Source organism: Cellulomonas sp. C5510 (genome assembly GCF_019797765.1).
GTDB lineage: Bacteria > Actinomycetota > Actinomycetes > Actinomycetales > Cellulomonadaceae > Cellulomonas.
On the sequence record NZ_CP081862.1, the window covers coordinates 3291496 to 3309988 of the forward strand.

Sequence of the window (18493 nt, forward strand, 5' to 3'; positions counted from 1 at the left end):
GTCGGGGGTGCGCCCTACCGTGAGCGGATGAGCCCCTCGAAGGTGCCGGCCGAGGAGATCGACGTCCGCGGGCGCACCGTGCGGGTCTCGAACCCGGACAAGGTGTACTTCCCCGACCGCGGCCTGACCAAGCTGGACGTCGTGCGGTACTTCCTGTCCGTCGGCGACGGGATCCTCGGCGCGCTGCGGGACCGCCCGACGACACTCGAGCGGTGGCCCCGCGGCTGGTTCGAGGGCGCACGCCTGTCGACCCGGGCGGACAGCAGGGGCGACGCGTTCTTCCAGAAGCGCGTCCCGCAGGGCGCACCGGACTACGTCGAGTCGACGACGATCACGTTCCCGTCCGGGCGCACGGCCGACGAGGTGACGCCGACGGAGCTCGCGGTCGTCGCGTGGGCGGCGAACCTCGGCACGCTGACGTTCCACCCGTGGCCGGTGACGCGCGCCGACGTCGAGGCGCCCGACCAGCTGCGCATCGACCTCGACCCCCAGCCCGGCACCTCGTTCGACGACGCCGCCCGGGTCGCGCCGCACGTGCGGGAGGTGCTGGCCGAGCACGGCCTGACCGGCTTCCCGAAGACGTCCGGGGGGCGGGGCATCCACATCTTCGTGCCGATCGAGCCCCGCTGGTCGTTCACGCAGTGCCGCCGCGCCGTCATCGCGCTGGGCCGGGAGCTGGAGCGGCGGCTGCCCGGCCAGGTCACCACGCGGTGGTGGAAGGAGGAGCGCGGCGAGGCGATCTTCGTGGACTACAACCAGATGGCCCGCGACCGCACGATCGCGTCGGCGTACTCGGTGCGGCCGAACCGCCGGGCGACGGTGTCGGCGCCGCTGCGCTGGGAGGAGGTCCCGGACGTGCACCCCGACGACTTCGACGTGACGACGGTGCCGGCCCGGTTCGCGGCTGTCGGCGACCTGTTCGCGCCGCTCGTCGCCCGGACGTCACCGGCGCCCGGGACCGAGGACGTCCCGGCCGGGTCCCTCGACGGGCTGCTCGAGCTGGCGGCGCGCGACGAGCGGGACCACGACCTGGGCGACCTGCCGTACCCGCCGGAGTACCCGAAGATGCCGGGCGAGCCGAAGCGGGTGCAGCCGAGCAGGGACCGCGACCGGCCCCGGGACGCCGCCGACCACGCGGACGACGCGGACGGCTGACCCCGAGCACCGCACCGGCGCCGCCGGCATGCGGGAACTCGCCGACCCCGGCGGACGCTCACCCCTGCTTCTCGCTCCTGGAGTCGCGCGCGCGGAACCAGCGGGTGCCCGCCGTGTGGATCAGCGCCCGCGCGCCGAAGCTGGGTTGGTGCTGGGACCGCACCCCGCACACGTGGCTGGGGGCGGCGTCCGCGGGTGGGCGGGCGTCCGCCGGCTGACGGGCCGCCGCGGTCGCACCGCCCGCGCACCGACGCACGCCCCCGGCTGCCACGCCCCGGCGCGGCGCCACTGCCGCCCGGGTGGGCCGCGGCACTAGGTTGCGGGCATGTCGGCCGACTCGTTCACCGACGGCAGCGTGGTCGCCGTCGTCCTGGCGCTGCGCCTCGCGGTCCCGCTGCTCATCCCCCGCTTCCCGCTGCCGGCGCTGCTGGCGTCGCTCGTGGTCGACGGCGTGGACGGCGGCATCCTGTCGGCGCTGACGGACGTCGGGGTCGACTGGTACCAGTCGTTCGACAAGGCCCTCGACGTCTACTACCTCGCGATCACGTACCTGGCGGTGCGGCGGAACTGGCCCGACCGGTTCTCCGTCGCCGTGGTCGCGGCTCTCTGGTACTACCGGCTGGTGGGCGTGCTGGCGTTCGAGCTCACCGGGGCGCGCTGGCTGCTCCTGGTGTTCCCGAACACGTTCGAGTACGTCGTGATCGCCGTCGAGGCCGTCCGGACCCGCTGGAACCCGCTGCGGATCAGCCGGCGGGCGCTGGTGGTGACCGCGGCGGTGGTCTGGGTCGTCATCAAGCTGCCGCAGGAGTGGTGGATCCACGTCGCGCAGCTGGACGCCACGGACGAGTTCGCTCGGGTGGTCCTCGGCGTCGACCCGACGGACGGCTGGGCTGCGGGGTTCCGGAACCGGCCGTGGGTCGCGGCGGTGCTGGTGCTGCTGGCCGTGGCGGTCGTCCTGGCCGTGCGGTGGGGGTGGCCGCGGCTGCCGCGCCCGGACTGGCCGTGGCGGTTCGACGCGGACGCCGTGAGCGCGGCGATCGGCTGGGTGCCCGCCGGGAGCCCCGCCCGCGTCCGCACGGACCGCGGGTGGCCGCTCGCCGAGAAGGTCGTGCTGACCGCCCTGCTCACCGTGATCCTCGTGGAGGTCTACCCGGGGCCGGAGCCGCGCCCGACGCAGGTGGTCCTCGTCGTGGCGCTCGTCGTGCTCGCGAACGCCGCCCTCGTGGCCCGCACGGGCGGCCCCGGTCGGGGACCCGTGACGACGGCGGTGGTCTCGTTGGTCGTGAACGCCGCCGCCCTGGTGCTGCTGACGGCCCTGGTCGGCGGGCGGCGCGGCATCCTGTCGACCGCGGACGTGCTGTTCTTCGCGTACGTCATCACGCTGGTCGTGGTGCTCAGCGACCGGTACGTGGTGCGGCGCGCGGAGCGCGAGGTCCTGGGAGCAGCATCGGGACCGTGACCGCCGGCCCGCGTCCCGTGGGACCGTGGCCGGCGGACGTCAGCGGGCTGCGGCGTCCTCGCCGGTCGCGACGGGGCGCTCCGGGTCCGCGGACCACTGCGACCACGACCCCGGGTACAGCACGGGCGTCCGCCCGGCCATCACGAGCGCCGCCGCCTGGTGCGCGGCCGTCACGCCGGACCCGCAGTACACCGCCACGTCGCCCTCGGGGACCCCGAGCGCCGCGAACCGGGCCGTCAGGTCGTCCGCGGGCAGGAACCGCCCGTCGGCGCCGAGGTTCTGCGCCGTCGGCGCGCTGACGGCCCCGGGGATGTGACCCGCGCGCTGGTCGACCGGCTCGACCTCGCCCCGATACCGCTCGGCGGCATGCGCGTCCAGCAGCACGCCCTCGTCGGCCCACTGCGCCGCGCCGTCGGCGTCGAGCGTCGGCAGGTGCCCCGGGGAGAGCTCGACGTCGCCGGGCTCCACGTCGCGCTCCCCGGTCTCGACGGCCCCGCCCGCGGCGGTCCAGGCGGCCAGTCCGCCGTCGAGGATCCGCACGTCCTCCACCCCGGCCCAGCGCAGCAGCCACCAGGCCCGGGCCGCCGACATCGCGCCGGAGTCGTCGTAGACGACCACGGGCTCACCCGCCCGCAGACCCCACCGCCGGGCCGCTGACTGCAGGTCGGCGACGTCGGGCAGCGGGTGCCGGCCGGCCGCGGCGCTCGGGGCGGCGGCGAGCTCGGTGTCCAGGTCCACGTACGAGGCGCCGGGGAGGTGGCCCTCGCGGTACGCCCCGATCCCGGGCGGGCCGCCGAGCGTCCAGCGGACGTCGAGCAGGCGGGGCGGGCGCGGTCCGTCGAGCTCACGGGCGAGGTCGGCGGCGGACACGATGACGTCGGGCATGGCGCCACCGTACGTGCGACGAGGGGCAGCCCGGCAAGGGGGTCAGCGCAGCGCGAACAGCGCGTCGCCGGCAGGGGATGCCGGCCGCGCCGTCAGCCCCTGCGCGCCCGCTGCTTCCGGTGCCCCGACCGCCGGGTCAGCGCGTGCAGCAGGTAGGACGCCGACGCGCCGAGCATGATCACGTCCTTCGCGACGCCGACGCCGTCGGGGCTCGGCCGCGGGTCGCTCGGTCCCCGGCGCAGCGACGGCGTCCGCCAGTACATGCCGACGAGGCCGGCCGAGAACGCCGTGAACCCGGCGGCGAGCAGCTTCCGCGGGGCGGCCGGGAGCAGCAGACCGGCGCCGAGCGCGATCTCCGTGGCCGCGAGCGCCTTCGTGAACGTCGCCGGATCGACGTCGGCCAGGAACGGGTACGCCCCGGCGGCCATGCCGTGGTACCCCGCGGCGGTCTCCTCGTCGGCCGACAGCTTGTCGACTCCCGAGCTGAGGATGTAGGCGCCGGCGCCGAGGCGCAGCGGCAGGTCGCGCACGTCCATGCGGCCTCCAGGGTGCGGAGCGCCGGGCGCGTGCCCGGCGAGGGTGGGTGGGACGGTGCCCCACGGGCACCACCATCGACGGTAGGACGGGTCAGCGACCCGCGCGAGGGCGACCTGCGCGGGTGCGGGCCCGCGGGCCGGGGCCGGCGCCTGCTCGGTGCGTAGTAGCACCCGGCCGTCGGTCTGCACCTGCCAGGCGTCGCTCGGCCCGGCGTGGGTGGACCACCGGGGCTCCCCGGTCACCGCGTCCACGGCCCAGACGGACGACGCTGCTGCCTCACGCGAAGACGATGCGGTCGACCGCCCGTTGCACGTCGACGGCGCGGTCGGACTCGGCGGACTGGCGGACGGCTGCGGCCGCGGCGCGCTCGTCGCGCTCGCGTGAGACCGCCTGCCCGATGTCGGCGAGCAGGAGCGTGAGCTCGTGCGCGAGGCCCTCCTCGAGCTCCTCGAGGCTGGTGTGGCCGACGAGCAGGCGCCGGTCCGAGACCTGCAGCGTCACCTGCGGGTAGCCGCGCCCGGCGAGCCGCCGCACGGTCTCCGGTCCCTCGATGGCGGTCTTCTCCGGCACCGACACCTGGCGGGAGAACACGACCGGGACCGTGTACCGCGTCGGCGCCTGACCCGTGCCGAGCAGCGCGGGCAACCCGCTGGTGAGGATCGAGCTGAGGCGGAGCGCCTCGCCGGTGGCGAGCTCGCCGTGGGCGGTCATCGCCGCGCTCCGGTCGGGCGCCCGCCGGCTGCTCGACGGCGGAGCTGGCCGATGCGCAAGGAGGCGACGACGAGGACCACGATCCCCACCCCGAGTCCCGCGATGAGCAGGGTCAGCGCGAGCGGCGCGGTGCCGTTCAGGCCGAGGAACGAGACCTCGACCGGCCCGGTGTTCTGCAGCATGAACACCACGAGCGCGACCAGCACGAGGACGCCGAGGCAGATCCCGAGCCACGCGGCGCTGGTGCGGGTGCCGGAGGCCCGGGTGGGTGCCGTGGCACCGGGGGCGCGCTGCGCGGGGCCGACGGGCTCACGGTCGCGGGTGGGGGCGGAGTGGGAAGCAGGCTGGACGGGCATGACGCCCTCCGATGCTGGATCCGGGTCGTCGCCTCGCTGGGAGGTCCTCGACACCGGGCTGGTCCCGAGTCTACGCCCCGCCGGGCCAGGCCCCGACCGGCCGGCCGGCACCCCGGAGGGAGGCGCCGGACCACACCGTCGCCGTCGAGCGGTGGGGCGTCGACGCCGATCACGTGGTCCCGCCCGTCGGCCCACGCGGGCCCGCCGGAGGCCGCGTCGCCGGGAACAGCAGAACAGCCCGGGATCGCGATGATCCCGGGCTGTTCTGGACCTGAGCCGCCTAAGGGAATCGAACCCTTGACCTTCTCATTACGAGTGAGACGCTCTGCCGACTGAGCTAAGGCGGCGCGCCCGCACTTCCGGCGGACGAGCACCGACACTGTACCCGGCGCACGGCGCGTCCTCCAAAGCGGCGGCGCCGGGGGTCAGCAGCGGGTGCCCTCCGCGGGGACGGTGCCGTCGACCAGGTAGGCGTCGACCGCGTCGGCGATGCAGGAGTTCGAGCGCCCGTACGCCGTGTGCCCCTCCCCCTCGTACGTCAGGAGCGTGGCGGAGTCGAGCGTCCGCGCGAGGCTCTCGGCCCAGGCGTACGGCGTCGCGGGGTCGTTGGTGGTGCCGATGACGACGATCGGCGCGGCACCCGCCGCCGAGTAGTCGTCGAGCCCCCCGGCCTCGGGGACGGGCCACTGCGCGCAGACGGTGCCGCCGTAGCCGAAGAAGGAGCCGACGGTGGGCGCCGCGGCCTCGATGTCGGCGGCCTGCGCCCGCATCTGCGCCACGTCCGTGGTGCTGCGGTCGTCGGCGCACCCGATGGACCAGAACGCGGCGGTGGAGTTCGTCGCGTAGGTGCCGTCGGGGTTGCGGTCGTAGTACAGGTCGGCGAGCTGCAGCAGCACGGACCCGTCGCCCTCGGTGAGCGCGGCGTCGAGGCCCATCGTGAGGTAGCTCCAGGAGCCCTCGTCGTACAGCGGCAGCGCGATCCCGCTGAACGCCAGCGTGCCGGTCAGCGGCCGGTCCGTGCCGGTGGGCAGCGGCGACGTCCGCGCGCGGTCCAGCAGGGCCCGGACCTGCGCGAGGCCGTCGTCGACGGAGCCGGTCAGCGGGCAGTCGGCACCGGCCTGGCAGTCGGCGACGTAGGCGCGCAGGGCGTTCTCGAACCCGACGGCCTGGCCCTTCGAGATCTCCTCGGCGGGCAGCGTCGGGTCGAGCGCGCCGTCGAGGACGAGGCGGCCGACGTGCTCGGGGAACAGCGCCGCGTACGTGGCGCCGAGCTGCGTGCCGTACGAGTAGCCGACGTACGCGAGGGTCTCGTCGCCGAGGGCCGCGCGCAGCACGTCCATGTCCTTCGCGGCGCTGACGGTGTCGACGTGCCCGAGCACGGGCCCGGTGTTCTGCAGGCAGGCCGCCCCGAAGTCGCCGTACGCGGCCTCGGCCTGCGCGACCCCCGCGTCCGTCGCGAGGTCGAAGTCGGTGGAGACGAGCGCGTCCATGGCGGGGCCGTCGACGCACGTCACCGGGGTGGAGGACCCGACGCCGCGCGGGTCGAAGCCCACCAGGTCGTAGCGCGCGACCACCTCCTCCCCGAACCGCGGCAGCGCGATGCCGGACAGGGCGTCGAGCCCGGAGGCGCCCGGGCCGCCGGGGTTGATGAGCAGCGAGCCGATCCGGTCGCCGGTCGCCCGGTGACGGTTCACCGCGACCTCGATGGTGTCGCCGTCGGGCTCGCCGTAGTCGAGCGGCACGACGAGCGTCGCGCACTCCAGGTCCCCGCAGGGCTGCCAGTCGAGGTCCTGGTCGTAGATCGCGTCGAGCCCGCGCACGTCCGCGGCCGTCGGCGTCGGCTGCGCGGTGACCTCGGTCTGCTCCTTGGGCCCGACGCACCCGGCGAGCACCAGGGCGGCGACGGCGGCGAGCGCGGCCACGCGTCCGCCGCGGCGGGCGGCCCGGCGAGCGGGCGCGGAGGGGCTGGGGAGCGGCGAGGCGGATGTCACCGGACAACCGTAACGGCCGCCCGGCACCCGCAGGCGCGTCGTCCCCAGGCCGGTCACGCGCGGGTTCCCGCGCCCGCGCCCCCGCCCGGCGTCATGCCTGCGGGCGCAGGGCGATCATCATCGCCTCGACCGCGAGCAGCGGTGCCACGTTCCCCTCCAGCCGGGTGCGCGCCTCGGAGACGGCGTCCATGCGCCGCACCGTCTGCTCCGGCGTCGAGGACGCGGCCAGGGACCGCGCCGCGTCCTCGTGCTCCGTGTTGACCAGGTGCACATCCGCGCCGAGCTGGATCACCAGCACGTCGCGGTAGAACGACAGCAGGTCCACCATCGCCCGGTCCAGCACGTCGCGCTGCGCCCGCGTCGCGCGGCGCTTCTGCTCCTCCTCGAGCTGCCGCACCTGCCCGCGCAGCGCCGGGGGGATCGCGGTGAGCCCCTCGGCACCCAGGGACCGCAGCAGCTCCTGGCGCTCGCGGGCGTCGCGCTCCTCCGTGGCGGCCTTCGCGTCGGCCTGCGCGGTCTCGACCAGCTCCCCGGCGGCCAGCACGGCGTCCCCCACGCCCCGGACCCGCGGGGCGATGCGCAGCACCGCCGAGCGCCGCGCCCGGGCCTCCGGGTCGCGGGCGAGCCGCCGCGCCACCCCGACGTGCGACTGGGCGGCCCGGGCGGCGACCAGCGCGGTCGCGGGGTCGATGCCGTCACGCCGGACCAGCAGGTCGGCGACGTCCTCCACCGGGGGCACGCGCAGCGCGACGGACCGGCTGCGGGAGCGCAGCGTCACCAGCACGTCCTGCGGGCTCGGGGCGCACAGCAGCCACACCGTGCGCGGCGGCGGCTCCTCGATGGCCTTGAGCAGCACGTTGCCGGAGGTCTCGTTGAGCCGGTCGGCGTCCTCGACGACGATCACCCGCCAGCGGCCCTGCGACGGGGCCCGCTGGGCGAGCTCGACGAGGGGGCGCACGGTGTCCGCGCGGATGACGACCCCCTCCGTGGCGACGAACGTGACGTCCGGGTGCGTCCCGGCCAGCACCGTCGCGCACCCGGGGCTGCGCGGGTCCCCCGAGGGGTCCTGCAGCGCCGCCGCGAAGGCGCGCGCCGCGTTGGAGCGCCCCGACCCCGGCGGCCCGGTGAGCAGCCACGCGTGCGTCATGCGGGTGGGGTCCTCGGCGGCCTCCCGCAGCACGCGGACGGCCGGCTCCTGCCCGACGACGTCGTCCCACACGGTCGTCACGGCGCCACCTCAGCCGCCGCGTCCGGCACGCCGAGCAGCGCCGCGACCCGGCCGCGGACGTCGGCGGCGATCGCCCCGACCGGGCGGTCCGCGTCCAGCACGAGCCAGCGGCCGGGGTCGGCCGCCGCCCGCGCCAGGAACGCCTCGCGGGTGCGGCGGTGGAAGTCGTCCCCGGCGCTCTCCAGCCGGTCCGGCCGGTCGGGCCGCGCGTGCAGCCGCCGCAGGCCCGCCGCGGGGTCGAGGTCGAGCAGCACGGTCAGCCGGGGCAGCAGGCCGCCCGTCGCCCAGAGCGAGAGCCGCTCCACCTCGTCGGCACCGAGGTCCCGCCCGGTGCCCTGGTACGCCACGGACGAGTCGAGGTAGCGGTCGGTCACCACGACCTGCCCGGCCTCGAGCGCGGGCCGGACCAGCGACGCGACGTGGTGGGCGCGGTCGGCGGCGTACAGCAGCGCCTCGGTGCGCGGGTCCACGTGCCCGCCGTGCAGCACCTCGCGGCGCAGCACCCTCCCCAGCTCGGTGCCGCCCGGCTCCCGGGTGAGGACGACGGTGAGCCCCAGGCCCTCGAGCCACTCCCCGAGCAGCCGCGACTGCGTGGACTTGCCGACGCCGTCGCCACCCTCGAACGACACGAAGAGCCCGCCGGGCACGACGCCGTCGACGGGCCCGGCGGGCGCCTGCCCGGGACCGGGGCTCGACGACGGGGCAGCGGGGGCCGCGGGCGGCTCGGGCAGCGTCACGGGCGTCAGGGTATCCACCCGCGCCCACACCCCCCGACCCGCCCGCGGCGGCCGCGGTGCCTCACTCGCCGGGGTAGACGACCCCGACCTGCGCGCGCACCTCGTCCATGGTGCGCAGGACCGCGAGCGTGCCCGCCCACGACATGCGCGGGCTCTCCGTCGCGCCCTCGGCGACGCGGCGCGCGACCTCGGCGGCCTCGAACTGCAGCCCGTGCGGCGTCGGCTGGCTGAACTGCCAGGTCCGCCCGTCGCGCCGCTGCACCCGGAACGACGTCGGCGCGTAGAACGAGCCCTCGACGACGATGCTGCCCTCCGTGCCGGTGATCGCGGCGGTGGTCGGCGTCTTCGCCCAGAGCGTGGTGTGCAGCACCGCCTGCGTGCGCTCCCCGTACTGCAGGACCATGCCGATCTGGCCGTCGACGCCGGTCTCCGTCAGCGTGCCCACCGCCCGCACGGAGTCCGGGACGCCGAGCAGGTCGTGCGCGAACGACACCGGGTAGACCCCCAGGTCCAGCAGCGCGCCGCCCGCGAGCGCCGGGTCGTACAGCCGGCTCGCCGGGTCGAACGCGAAGTACTGGCCGTGGTCGGCCTGCAGCGTGACGACCTCGCCGATCTCGCCGGAGTCGATCACCTGGTGCAGCGCGGCGACGTGCGGCAGGAACCGCGTCCACATCGCCTCCATGACGAACACGCCCGCGGCGCGCGCGGCCGCGAGCACCTCCTCGGCCTCGGCGGCGTTGCGGGTGAACGCCTTCTCGACCAGCACGTGCTTGCCGGCGGCGATCGCCAGCAGCGCGTGCTCGCGGTGCTCGGAGTGCGGGGTGGCGACGTAGACGGCGTCCACCTGCGGGTCCTCGACCAGGTCGCGGTACCCGACGTGCGTGGTGGGGATGCCGTGCTGCGTGGCGAACCGCTCGGCCTTCACGCGGTCCCGGGATCCGACGGCCACGAGCTGGGCCCGGGTGGCGGAGCGGACGGCGGAGGCGAACGCTCCGGCGATGTTGCCGGCGCCGAGGATCCCCCATCGGATCGGCGGCGCGGTGCGCGGGTCTTCGACGAGTGTCATGCCCGCGACAGTAGCGTCCGGCCTCCCAGGTCGGGACCGACGTCCCCGTGCCCCCGCCCGGCCGCGTCCGTACGGTGGACGAGTCGGTGGGACGTCCGGGCCGGCACGACGGCCCTCCCTCCGGCGCACGACCCGAGGAGGAGCCGTGTCCGCAACCCAGGACCATCTGCCCGTCCGCACGATGATCAGCCCCGGCCGCTACGCGCAGGGGCGCGGCGCGATCGAGCGCCTCGGGGAGCTGGTCGAGCCCATCGGCCGCACGCCTCTCGTCGTCGCCGACGACACCGTGTGGTCGTTCGTCGGCGACGCCGTCTCGCGCTCGCTCGAGACGGCGGGTCTGCCGCTGACGCGTGACGGCTTCGGGGTCTACGCCACCGCGGCGGCCGTCGACGGCATCGCGGCCCGCATCCGGGAGACGGGCGCCGACGTGGTGGTGGGCGTCGGCGGCGGGTCGACGCTCGACGCGGTCAAGGCGGCGGGGTTCCTCACCGGCATCCGGTGGGTGTCCGTGCCGACCCTGGCCTCGACGGACGCGCCCTGCTCCGCCCTGTCGGTGATCTACGACGAGAACGGCGCGTTCGAGGAGTACCGGTTCTTCCCGCGCAACCCCGACCTGGTGCTGGTCGACACGCAGCTCGTCGCGAACGCCCCCGCGCGCTTCCTCGTCGCGGGCGTCGGCGACGCGCTCGCCACGTGGATCGAGGCGCGGGCCGTGGCGCGCACCGACGCCACGACGATGGCCGGCGGCCTGCCGACCGCGACGGGGACGGCGCTCGCCCGGCTCTCCTGGGACATCCTCTGGGAGCACGCGCTGCCGGCCGTCGCCGCCGTGCGGGACCACCTGGTGACGCCGTCGGTCGAGAAGGTCGTCGAGGCGAACACGCTGCTGTCGGGCCTCGGGTTCGAGTCGGGCGGGCTCGCCGCGGCGCACGCGATCCACAACGGCCTCACCGCCGCGCCGCAGACGCACGGCCTCACGCACGGGCAGAAGGTCAACATCGGCTCGGTGACGCAGCTCGTGCTCGAGGGGGCGCCGGTCCAGGAGATCCGGGACTTCGTCGAGTTCACGACGCGCGTCGGCCTCCCGAACACCCTCACCGAGGTCGGGCTGTCCCCCGACGACGTCGACGACCTCACGCGCGTGGCGGAGGCCGCCACCGCCGAGGGCGAGACGATCCACGCCATGCCGTTCACGGTGCGGGTGCCGGACCTGGTGGACGCGCTGCGCTCGATCGAGGGCTTCTCGCGCGGCGTGCGGGCCGACGCCGGGCTGCCCGAGCCGGTGCCGCACCGGGCGCACTGAGGGCCTGAGGGCCGCTCCGGGCGGGTCCGCGGTGCCCCCGCCGGCCCCGCCCGGAGCGCCGGGTCGCGCGCCCGGCCGCCGAGGTGACACGGGGCCGCGGGCCTGCGAGTCTGCACGGAGGGACGGACGAAGGAGGCACGATGGCGCCCGCGTGGGTGGAGCACGCCCTGTGGTGGCACGTCTACCCGCTGGGCTTCACCGGCGCCGAGCCGGCGGCGGACGCCGCCACACCGGTCACGCACCGGCTGGCGCACGTCGAGCGCTGGCTGGACTACCTGGTCGACCTGGGGCTGAACGGGCTCGCACTGGGCCCCGTGCTCGCCTCCGCCACGCACGGCTACGACACCGTCGACCACCTGCGCGTCGACCCCCGGCTCGGCGACCGCGACGACCTCGACCGGTTGCTCGCCGCGGCGCACGAGCGCGGCGTGCGCGTGCTGCTGGACGGCGTCTTCAACCACGTCGGTGACCAGCACCCCCTGTTCCGCGCGGCACTGGAGGGCGGCCCGGGCGCGCCCGAGGCGGAGCTGTTCCGCATCCGCTGGGCCGACGGCGTACCGGAGTGGGACTGCTTCGAGGGCCACCGCTCGCTGGTGACGCTGAACCACGACTCGCCGCGCGTCGTCGACCTGGTCGCCGACGTGATGACCCACTGGCTGGACGCCGGGGCGGACGGCTGGCGCCTCGACGCCGCCTACGCGGTGCCGACGGCCTTCTGGCGGCAGGTCACCGACCGGGTGCGGGCCGCCCACCCCGATGCGTACCTCATGGGCGAGGTCATCCACGGCGACTACACCGGGTTCGTCGCGGAGTCCGGGGTCGACTCGGTGACGCAGTACGAGCTGTGGAAGGCGATCTGGTCCTCCGTCGTCGACCGCAACTGGCACGAGCTCGCGTGGACGCTGAGCCGGCACGACGAGTTCCTCGACGCGTTCGTGCCGTACACGTTCGTCGGCAACCACGACGTCACGCGCCTCACCAGCCGGGTGGGCGACGCGACGCTCGCGGGCCACGCTCTCGTGGTGCTCATGACCGTGGGCGGCACCCCGGCGGTCTACTACGGCGACGAGCAGGCGTACCGCGGCGTGAAGGAGGACCGCGCCGGCGGCGACGACGCGGTCCGCCCGCCGTACCCGCCGACACCGGAGGACCTCGCCGGGCCGGACGTCGCCCCGGACGGCCGCCCCACCCACGACCGGCACGCGGCGCTGATCGGCCTGCGGCGCCGCCACCCGTGGCTGCACACCGCCCGCACCCACGTCGTCGAGGTCACGGGGACGCACCTGGCGTACGAGTCGCGCGCCGCCGACGGGGCCGCGACCCTGCTCGTCGCGCTGAACCTGGACGACGACCCGTGGCCGTTCGCGCCGCCCGCCGGGGCACGCCTCGTCGCGTCCGACGGCGGGCCCGCGACGGGCGGGGTCGGCGGCCGCTGCTGGGCGGTCTGGGAGGTCTGACCCCGCTGCCGCTGCGGGACACCCCGGGCAGGCACATGCTGGGAGGGCGGACCCGGCCGCGCCGCGCCACCGACGCCGCGGCACCCGGACGGCCGGGCGCACCGGACAGGGGCCACGACATGTGCACAGGGATCAGGTTCACGGACGGCGACGGTCACCTCTACCTCGCCCGCAACCTCGACTGGACGACCGGCTACGGCGAGGGGGTCGTCCTGACCCCGACGGGGTACGCGCCCCGCTCGCCGTTCGGCGCGGTGCCGACGATCCGCCACGCGGTCATCGGCACGGGCATCGTGGAGGCCGGCGTCCCGCTCTACTTCGACTGCGGCAACGACGCCGGCCTCGCGGTCGCCGGCCTGAACTTCCCCGGGTACGCCTCGTACGCACCCGGGCCGGTGGACGGCGCGACCAACGTCGCGGCCTTCGAGCTCCCGCTCTGGGTGGCCTCGCAGTTCGCGACGGTCGACGAGGTCGTCGCGGCGCTCGAGCACGTCGTGATCGTGGACCGGCCCGTCAGCGAGCGGTTCCCGAGCTCGATGCTGCACTGGATCATCGGCGACGCGGACCGCGCGGTCGTCGTGGAGCAGACGGCGGACGGCCTGCACGTGCACGACGACGACGTCGACGTGCTGACGAACCAGCCCGGCTTCGGCTGGCACCACGAGAACCTGCGGAACTACCTCAACACGTCCCCCGAGTTCCCCGGGGAGACCGTGCTCCGACGGGCGCACCTCGTGCCGTTCGGCTCCGGGTCGCACATGCGCGGCATCCCCGGCGACTACTCCTCGACGTCCCGGTTCGTGCGGGCGGCGTACGTCCACGCGCACTACCCCGAGCAGGACGGCGAGGAGGCCAACGTCAGCCGCGCGTTCCACACGCTCCAGCAGGTCGCGATGGTGGACGGTGCCGCCGCGATGGACAGCGGGGAGTTCGAGAAGACGATCTACACGGGGCTGTTCTCGGCGCGCACCGGCACCTACTACTGGAACACCTACGACGAGCCGGCCATCCGCAGCGTGCGGATGGCCGACCACGACACGACCGGGACGGAGCTGGTCACCGCGTAGCGCCCACGGGACCGCCCGGCTACTTCTTCGACGCCGCCTTCGCGCGCGGGGCCGCCTTGCGGGCCGGCTTCTTCTTCGGCGCCTGCGCGCGCTTCTCGGCGAGCAGCTCGACCGCCTGCTCGGGCGTGATCGACTCCGGGGTGACGTCCCGCGGGAGCGTGCGGTTCGTCTCGCCGTCGGTCACGTACGCCCCGAACCGGCCGTCCTTCACCACGATCGGCTTGCCCGAGGTCGGGTCGTCGCCCAGCTCCCGCAGCGGCGGGGTGGCCGTCGCGCCGCGCCCGCGCTTGGGCTGCGCGTAGATCGCCAGCGCCTCCTCGAGCGTGGTGGTGAAGATCGCCTCCTCGGACGGCAGCGTGCGGGAGTCGGTGCCGCGCTTGAGGTACGGCCCGTACCGGCCGTTCTGCGCGGTGATCTCCAGCCCGGTCTCGGGGTCGGTGCCGACGACGCGCGGCAGGCTCAGCAGCTGCAGCGCCTCGTCGAGCGTGATCGTCTGCAGCGACTGCGACTTCAGCAGCGAGCCCGTGCGCGGCTTCGGCAGCGCCGCGAGCGCCTTCTTGCGCGCGGCCGCGGACAGCCCGGGGTCGAGCTCCGGCTCGGGCAGCAGCTCCGTCACGTACGGGCCGTAGCGGCCGTTCTTCGCCACGACCGTGTGCCCCGTCGCCGGGTCGGTGCCCAGCACGAGGTCGCCCTCCGGCTGGGTCTCGAGCAGCTCGCGGGCCTTCTCGACGGTCAGCTCGTCCGGCGCCAGGTCGTCCGGGACCGACGCGCGGCGCGGGGTGCCGTCCGGGCCGGGCTCACCGGCGGAGTCCTCGATGTACGGGCCGTAGCGGCCCACGCGCAGCGTGATGCCCTCGCCGATGTCGATCGAGTTCACCTCGCGGGCGTCGATCTCGCCGAGGTTGGCGACGAGCTCCCGCAGGCCGTCCCCGTCCGGGCCGTCGGCCGCCGCCGACCCGAAGTAGAACCGCGTCAGCCAGTCCACGCGGTCCTTCTGCCCCGCGGCGATGGCGTCGAGGTCCTCCTCCATCGAGGCGGTGAAGTCGTAGTCGACGAGCCGGTCGAAGTTCTCCTCCAGCAGGCGCGTGACCGCGAACGCCAGCCAGCTCGGCACGAGCGCCTGGCCGCGCGAGGTCACGTACCCGCGGTCCTGGATGACGGAGATCGTCGCGGCGTACGTCGACGGCCGGCCGATGCCGCGCTCCTCCAGCGCCTTGACCAGGCTCGCCTCGGTGTAGCGCGGCGGCGGCGAGGTCCGGTGGCCGTCGGCGGTGAGGTCGGAGGCGGTGACCGGGTCGCCCTCGGCCATCTGCGGCAGCCGGGTCTCCCGGGCACCGCCCTTCTCGCCGCCCTCGGTGTCGCCCGAGTACCGCTCGACGTCGCGGCCCTCCTCGTAGGCCGCGAGGAACCCACGGAACGTGATGACGGTGCCGGAGGCCGCGAACACGGCGTCGGTCGGCGCGCCCGCGTCGGGCCCCCCGGAGGCCGCCGGCGCGGGGACGGTCGCGGCGATCCGGACCGAGGCCGTCGAGCCGCGCGCGTCCGCCATCTGCGACGCCACGGTGCGCTTCCAGATCAGCTCGTACAGGCGGAACTGGTCGCCGGACAGCTCTCCGGCCACCTGGGCGGGCGTGCGGAAGTCGTCGCCGGCGGGACGGATCGCCTCGTGCGCCTCCTGCGCGCCCTTCGCCTTCGACGCGTAGACGCGCGGCCGATCCGGCACGTGGTCCGCGCCGTAGAGCTCGGCCGCCTGCCGGCGCGCGGCGTCCACCGCCTGCGTGCTCAGCGTCGGCGAGTCGGTCCGCATGTAGGTGATGTAGCCGTTCTCGTACAGCGACTGCGCGGTGCGCATCGTCTGCCGGGAGGCCATGCGCAGCTTGCGGCTGGCCTCCTGCTGCAGCGTCGACGTCGTGAACGGCGCCGCCGGACGGCGGGTGTACGGCTTGGTCTCGAGCGACCGCACGCCGAACGCCGCGCCGTCGAGGGCCGTCACCCACGCCCGCGCCGCGGTCTCGTCGAGGTGCACGGGACGGCTCGCACCGCTGCCCCGCAGCACGCCGTCGTCGCCGAAGTCGCGCCCCGTCGCCACGCGCCGCTCTCCGAGCTGCACCAGCCGGGCGTCGAACGTCGGCTCCGCGGCGTCCTGCACCGCGAACGTCGCCGTCAGGTCCCAGTAGTCCGCCGCGACGAACGCCATGCGCTCGCGCTCCCGCTCGACCACCATGCGCGTCGCGACCGACTGCACCCGGCCGGCCGACAGGCCCTGGCGGACCTTGCGCCACAGCACCGGGCTGACCTCGTAGCCGTACAGCCGGTCGAGGATCCGCCGCGTCTCCTGGGCGTCCACCAGCCGGTCGTCGAGCTCGCGGGTGTTCTCCAGCGCGCGGGCGATGGCCTCCCGGGTGATCTCGTGGAACACCATGCGCTTGACCGGGACCTGGGGCTTGAGCTCCTGCAGCAGGTGCCACGCGATGGCCTCGCCCTCGCGGTCCTCGTCGGTGGCGAGGTACAGCTCGTCGGACTCCTTGAGCAGGCGCTTGAGCTCGGCGACCTTCTTCTTCTTGTCGGAGTCGACCACGTAGTAGGGCTCGAAGCCGTTGTCCACGTCGACCGCGAACTTCCCGAACGGACCCTTCTTCATGTCCGCGGGCAGCTCGCTGGGCTGCGGCAGGTCACGGATGTGCCCGACGCTCGCCTCGACCTCGTACTCGTCGCCGAGGTACCCGGCGATCGTGCGCGCCTTGGCGGGCGACTCCACGATGACCAGCTTGCGACGTGACGACATGCGCTCCTGCTTCCTCAGAACTGCCCGGTGCCCGGCGCGGTGCCGGGCTCCCGGGGCGACCGTGCCCCACCGTGCCCCCGCTGCGGCGGCCGGCTCCGGTGCTCAGGTCCGGTCCGGTCGGGCGACGACAGGATGCCACCCCCCGTGCGGGGGAACTCTACGACGTCCGTCCTGCACCGGCCGATCCCGCTGTCGCCGCCCGGCGCAGCACGAGCAGCACGGCGGACGACGCGGCCGCGACCGCGACGATCCCCAGGGCGCCGCCGCCGTAGGACGTCAGCAGCTCCGCGCGGCCGCCCACCGGGTCCGCGGACAGCCACGTGCGGCGCAGCGCCACCGCGGCGACGGCCCCCGCGACGACGGCGACGGCACCGAGCAGCGCGAGCGCGACCGAGGTGGCCGCGCGGTCCGTGGCCGCGGGTCCGCGCGTCCCGGACGTCACCGCGCGGACCGCCGCGGTCGGCGGGGTCCGCTCCCCCGCCGGGTCCCCGCCGAGCGCGAGCAGCGCGCAGCCCACCGCGCCCCACGCGAGCACGACGAGCAGCCCGGCGACGACGTCCGACGGGCGGTGCCACTGCCCCACGAGGGTGCTCACCCCGGTCGCACCCGCGTAGCCGGCGCCGAGCACCGCCACCCAGGGCCGGACGCGGGGCGGCACCACCAGCAGCAGGGCGGCGGCCACGGAGGCGGCGGCGGTGGTGTGGCCGCTCGGCAGCGTGTTGAACTCCGGTCCGTGCCCGAGCTCGGGACGGTCGAGCACGAGGACCTTGAGCACCCGCGTCGTCAGGTTGGCGCCGCCGAGCACGACCGCCGCCACCACGGCGAGGCCCCAGCGCCGCCGCACGACCGCGATCGCGGCGCACCCGAGGACGGCGGCCGCGATGAAGCCCACCGACACGACGTCGAGCACCGGCCCCGCGACCTCCCAGAGCCGGATCTGCCCGATGTGCGCGCCGTCCAGCGACGCCTGGTCCACCGCCTGGCCGTGCTCCGTCCCCACGAAGACGGCCCAGGTGACGCCGATGCCCGCGCTCGCGACCAGCGCCACGAGCAGCGCGACCAGGGCGCGGCCCACGGCCGGGCCCCGGGCGCCGCGGACGGGCGCGAGCGGCTCGGGCTCGGGGCGTGCGGGCGGCACGGCGGTGGCGGGGCGGGACACCCGTCCACGGTAGGGGAGGGCACCCACGCCGCGCCGCGCGGGTCGTGCACGCGCACGATTCCTCCACCAGCCCCGCCGGGGTCGCCGACGCGGGGCCAGGCGCCGGGGCCCGGGGGCGAGGGCGGGGGCGGGGGCTTCCCGCCGGCCTCCGCAGGGTCCACGCTGGGACCGGGACGCACGACGACGAGGAGGCTGCCGTGCTCGACCTCAGCAAGGGCTTCAGCGGGTACTCGGTGGCGGACGTGCCCGCCGCCCGGACGTTCTACGCGGATGTGCTCGGCCTCGACGCGCAGGAGCGCGACGGGATGCTCTGGCTGCACCTGTCCGGTGGCCGCGACGTGCTGCTGTACCCGAAGGGCGACGCGCACGCGCCGGCCGGGTACACGGTGCTCAACTTCCCGGTGCCGGACGTGCCGGCGGCGGTCGCGGAGCTGCGAGGGCGTGGCGTGCAGTTCGAGCGCTACGAGGGCACCCCCGTGCAGACCGACGAGGACGGCGTGTTCCGCGGCGGCGGTCCGCTCATCGCCTGGTTCACCGACCCGTCCGGCAACGTGCTGTCGGTGATCGAGGAGGACTGACCTCCGTCCCGCGGGACGC

General features: G+C 75.6%; 17 protein-coding genes and 1 tRNA gene. 7 read left to right on the forward strand and 11 right to left on the reverse strand.

The window, feature by feature from the left end; all coding sequences use genetic code 11:
- Positions 1–27: 27 nt before the first annotated feature.
- The 3 genes from ligD (at position 28) to K5O09_RS15110 (ending at position 2614) form a co-directional block, all read left to right on the forward strand.
- Entirely contained in the window at positions 28–1155 is a 1128-nt protein-coding gene (ligD, locus tag K5O09_RS15100) for a non-homologous end-joining DNA ligase (RefSeq protein WP_222170280.1), read from the forward strand.
- Entirely contained in the window at positions 1152–1373 is a 222-nt protein-coding gene (locus K5O09_RS15105) for a DUF5701 family protein (protein ID WP_222172832.1), read from the forward strand. The genes ligD and K5O09_RS15105 overlap by 4 nt, the downstream gene beginning before the upstream one ends.
- Positions 1374–1480: 107 nt before the next feature.
- The gene (locus tag K5O09_RS15110; protein WP_222170281.1) at positions 1481–2614 is read left to right on the forward strand and encodes a hypothetical protein; all 1134 of its coding nucleotides are present in this window, start codon (positions 1481–1483) and stop codon (positions 2612–2614) included.
- A gap of 39 nt (positions 2615–2653) precedes the next feature.
- Here the strand turns inward: K5O09_RS15110 and K5O09_RS15115 are convergent, their stop codons facing one another.
- The 9 genes from K5O09_RS15115 to K5O09_RS15155 form a co-directional block, all read right to left on the reverse strand.
- Positions 2654–3499, reverse strand: a complete 846-nt coding sequence (locus K5O09_RS15115) for a sulfurtransferase (protein WP_222170282.1) — start codon at positions 3497–3499, stop codon at positions 2654–2656.
- 92 nt (positions 3500–3591) lie between these two features.
- On the reverse strand, positions 3592–4035 hold the full coding sequence (locus K5O09_RS15120; RefSeq protein ID WP_222170283.1) for a DoxX family membrane protein: 444 nt from the start codon (positions 4033–4035) through the stop codon (positions 3592–3594).
- A 277-nt stretch (positions 4036–4312) separates the two neighbouring features.
- Positions 4313–4747 carry a hypothetical protein gene (locus tag K5O09_RS15125; protein ID WP_222170284.1) on the reverse strand — a complete coding sequence of 145 codons (435 nt, stop codon included), beginning with the start codon at positions 4745–4747 and terminating at the stop codon, positions 4313–4315.
- Positions 4744–5103 (reverse strand): LapA family protein, encoded by a 360-nt coding sequence (locus K5O09_RS15130; protein WP_222170285.1) that lies wholly within the window; start codon positions 5101–5103, stop codon positions 4744–4746. The genes K5O09_RS15125 and K5O09_RS15130 overlap by 4 nt, the downstream gene beginning before the upstream one ends.
- A gap of 274 nt (positions 5104–5377) precedes the next feature.
- Positions 5378–5450, reverse strand: a tRNA-Thr gene (locus tag K5O09_RS15135).
- Positions 5451–5528: 78 nt separating this feature from the next.
- The gene (locus tag K5O09_RS15140; protein WP_222170286.1) at positions 5529–7094 is read right to left on the reverse strand and encodes an alpha/beta hydrolase; all 1566 of its coding nucleotides are present in this window, start codon (positions 7092–7094) and stop codon (positions 5529–5531) included.
- A 91-nt stretch (positions 7095–7185) separates the two neighbouring features.
- On the reverse strand, positions 7186–8322 hold the full coding sequence (locus K5O09_RS15145; RefSeq protein ID WP_222170287.1) for a DNA polymerase III subunit delta': 1137 nt from the start codon (positions 8320–8322) through the stop codon (positions 7186–7188).
- Positions 8319–8969 (reverse strand): dTMP kinase, encoded by a 651-nt coding sequence (gene tmk / locus K5O09_RS15150; RefSeq protein ID WP_222172833.1) that lies wholly within the window; start codon positions 8967–8969, stop codon positions 8319–8321. The genes K5O09_RS15145 and tmk overlap by 4 nt, the downstream gene beginning before the upstream one ends.
- A 151-nt stretch (positions 8970–9120) precedes the next feature.
- Complete coding sequence (locus tag K5O09_RS15155; protein WP_222170288.1) at positions 9121–10125, reverse strand: Gfo/Idh/MocA family protein; 1005 nt, start codon at positions 10123–10125, stop codon at positions 9121–9123.
- A 181-nt stretch (positions 10126–10306) separates the two neighbouring features.
- Between K5O09_RS15155 and K5O09_RS15160 the strand changes: the two genes are divergently transcribed.
- The 3 genes from K5O09_RS15160 to bsh all read left to right on the forward strand — a co-directional run bounded on the left by K5O09_RS15160 (position 10307) and on the right by bsh (position 13952).
- Positions 10307–11428, forward strand: coding sequence for a glycerol dehydrogenase (locus tag K5O09_RS15160; protein ID WP_222172834.1), 1122 nt, complete (start codon positions 10307–10309; stop codon positions 11426–11428).
- Between the two features lie 140 nt (positions 11429–11568).
- The gene (locus tag K5O09_RS15165; protein ID WP_222170289.1) at positions 11569–12885 is read left to right on the forward strand and encodes an alpha-amylase family protein; all 1317 of its coding nucleotides are present in this window, start codon (positions 11569–11571) and stop codon (positions 12883–12885) included.
- Positions 12886–13004: 119 nt separating this feature from the next.
- Positions 13005–13952: a choloylglycine hydrolase gene (gene bsh / locus K5O09_RS15170; RefSeq protein WP_222170290.1), complete on the forward strand. Its 948-nt coding sequence runs from the start codon at positions 13005–13007 to the stop codon at positions 13950–13952.
- A gap of 19 nt (positions 13953–13971) precedes the next feature.
- Here the strand turns inward: bsh and topA are convergent, their stop codons facing one another.
- Together topA and K5O09_RS15180 are read right to left on the reverse strand one after the other, a co-directional pair.
- Complete coding sequence (gene topA / locus K5O09_RS15175; protein ID WP_222170291.1) at positions 13972–16737, reverse strand: type I DNA topoisomerase; 2766 nt, start codon at positions 16735–16737, stop codon at positions 13972–13974.
- Between the two features lie 157 nt (positions 16738–16894).
- Positions 16895–17896, reverse strand: a complete 1002-nt coding sequence (locus tag K5O09_RS15180) for a phosphatase PAP2 family protein (RefSeq protein WP_255595689.1) — start codon at positions 17894–17896, stop codon at positions 16895–16897.
- Positions 17897–18093: 197 nt separating this feature from the next.
- Here K5O09_RS15180 and K5O09_RS15185 point away from each other — a divergent pair, with 197 nt between their 5' ends.
- Positions 18094–18474, forward strand: a complete 381-nt coding sequence (locus K5O09_RS15185; RefSeq protein WP_222170292.1) for a VOC family protein — start codon at positions 18094–18096, stop codon at positions 18472–18474.
- Positions 18475–18493: the final 19 nt, after the last annotated feature.

Bases quoted from the DNA above. Each gene is read 5' to 3' on its own strand.
- ligD (WP_222170280.1), top strand. From the start codon at position 28: ATGAGCCCCTCGAAGGTGCCGGCCGAGGAGATCGACGTCCGCGGGCGC.
- K5O09_RS15110 (WP_222170281.1), top strand. From the start codon at position 1,481: ATGTCGGCCGACTCGTTCACCGACGGCAGCGTGGTCGCCGTCGTCCTG.
- K5O09_RS15115 (WP_222170282.1), bottom strand. From the start codon at position 3,499: ATGCCCGACGTCATCGTGTCCGCCGCCGACCTCGCCCGTGAGCTCGAC.
- K5O09_RS15120 (WP_222170283.1), bottom strand. From the start codon at position 4,035: ATGGACGTGCGCGACCTGCCGCTGCGCCTCGGCGCCGGCGCCTACATC.
- K5O09_RS15125 (WP_222170284.1), bottom strand. From the start codon at position 4,747: ATGACCGCCCACGGCGAGCTCGCCACCGGCGAGGCGCTCCGCCTCAGC.
- K5O09_RS15130 (WP_222170285.1), bottom strand. From the start codon at position 5,103: ATGCCCGTCCAGCCTGCTTCCCACTCCGCCCCCACCCGCGACCGTGAG.
- K5O09_RS15155 (WP_222170288.1), bottom strand. From the start codon at position 10,125: ATGACACTCGTCGAAGACCCGCGCACCGCGCCGCCGATCCGATGGGGG.
- K5O09_RS15160 (WP_222172834.1), top strand. From the start codon at position 10,307: ATGATCAGCCCCGGCCGCTACGCGCAGGGGCGCGGCGCGATCGAGCGC.
- K5O09_RS15165 (WP_222170289.1), top strand. From the start codon at position 11,569: ATGGCGCCCGCGTGGGTGGAGCACGCCCTGTGGTGGCACGTCTACCCG.
- bsh (WP_222170290.1), top strand. From the start codon at position 13,005: ATGTGCACAGGGATCAGGTTCACGGACGGCGACGGTCACCTCTACCTC.
- topA (WP_222170291.1), bottom strand. From the start codon at position 16,737: ATGTCGTCACGTCGCAAGCTGGTCATCGTGGAGTCGCCCGCCAAGGCG.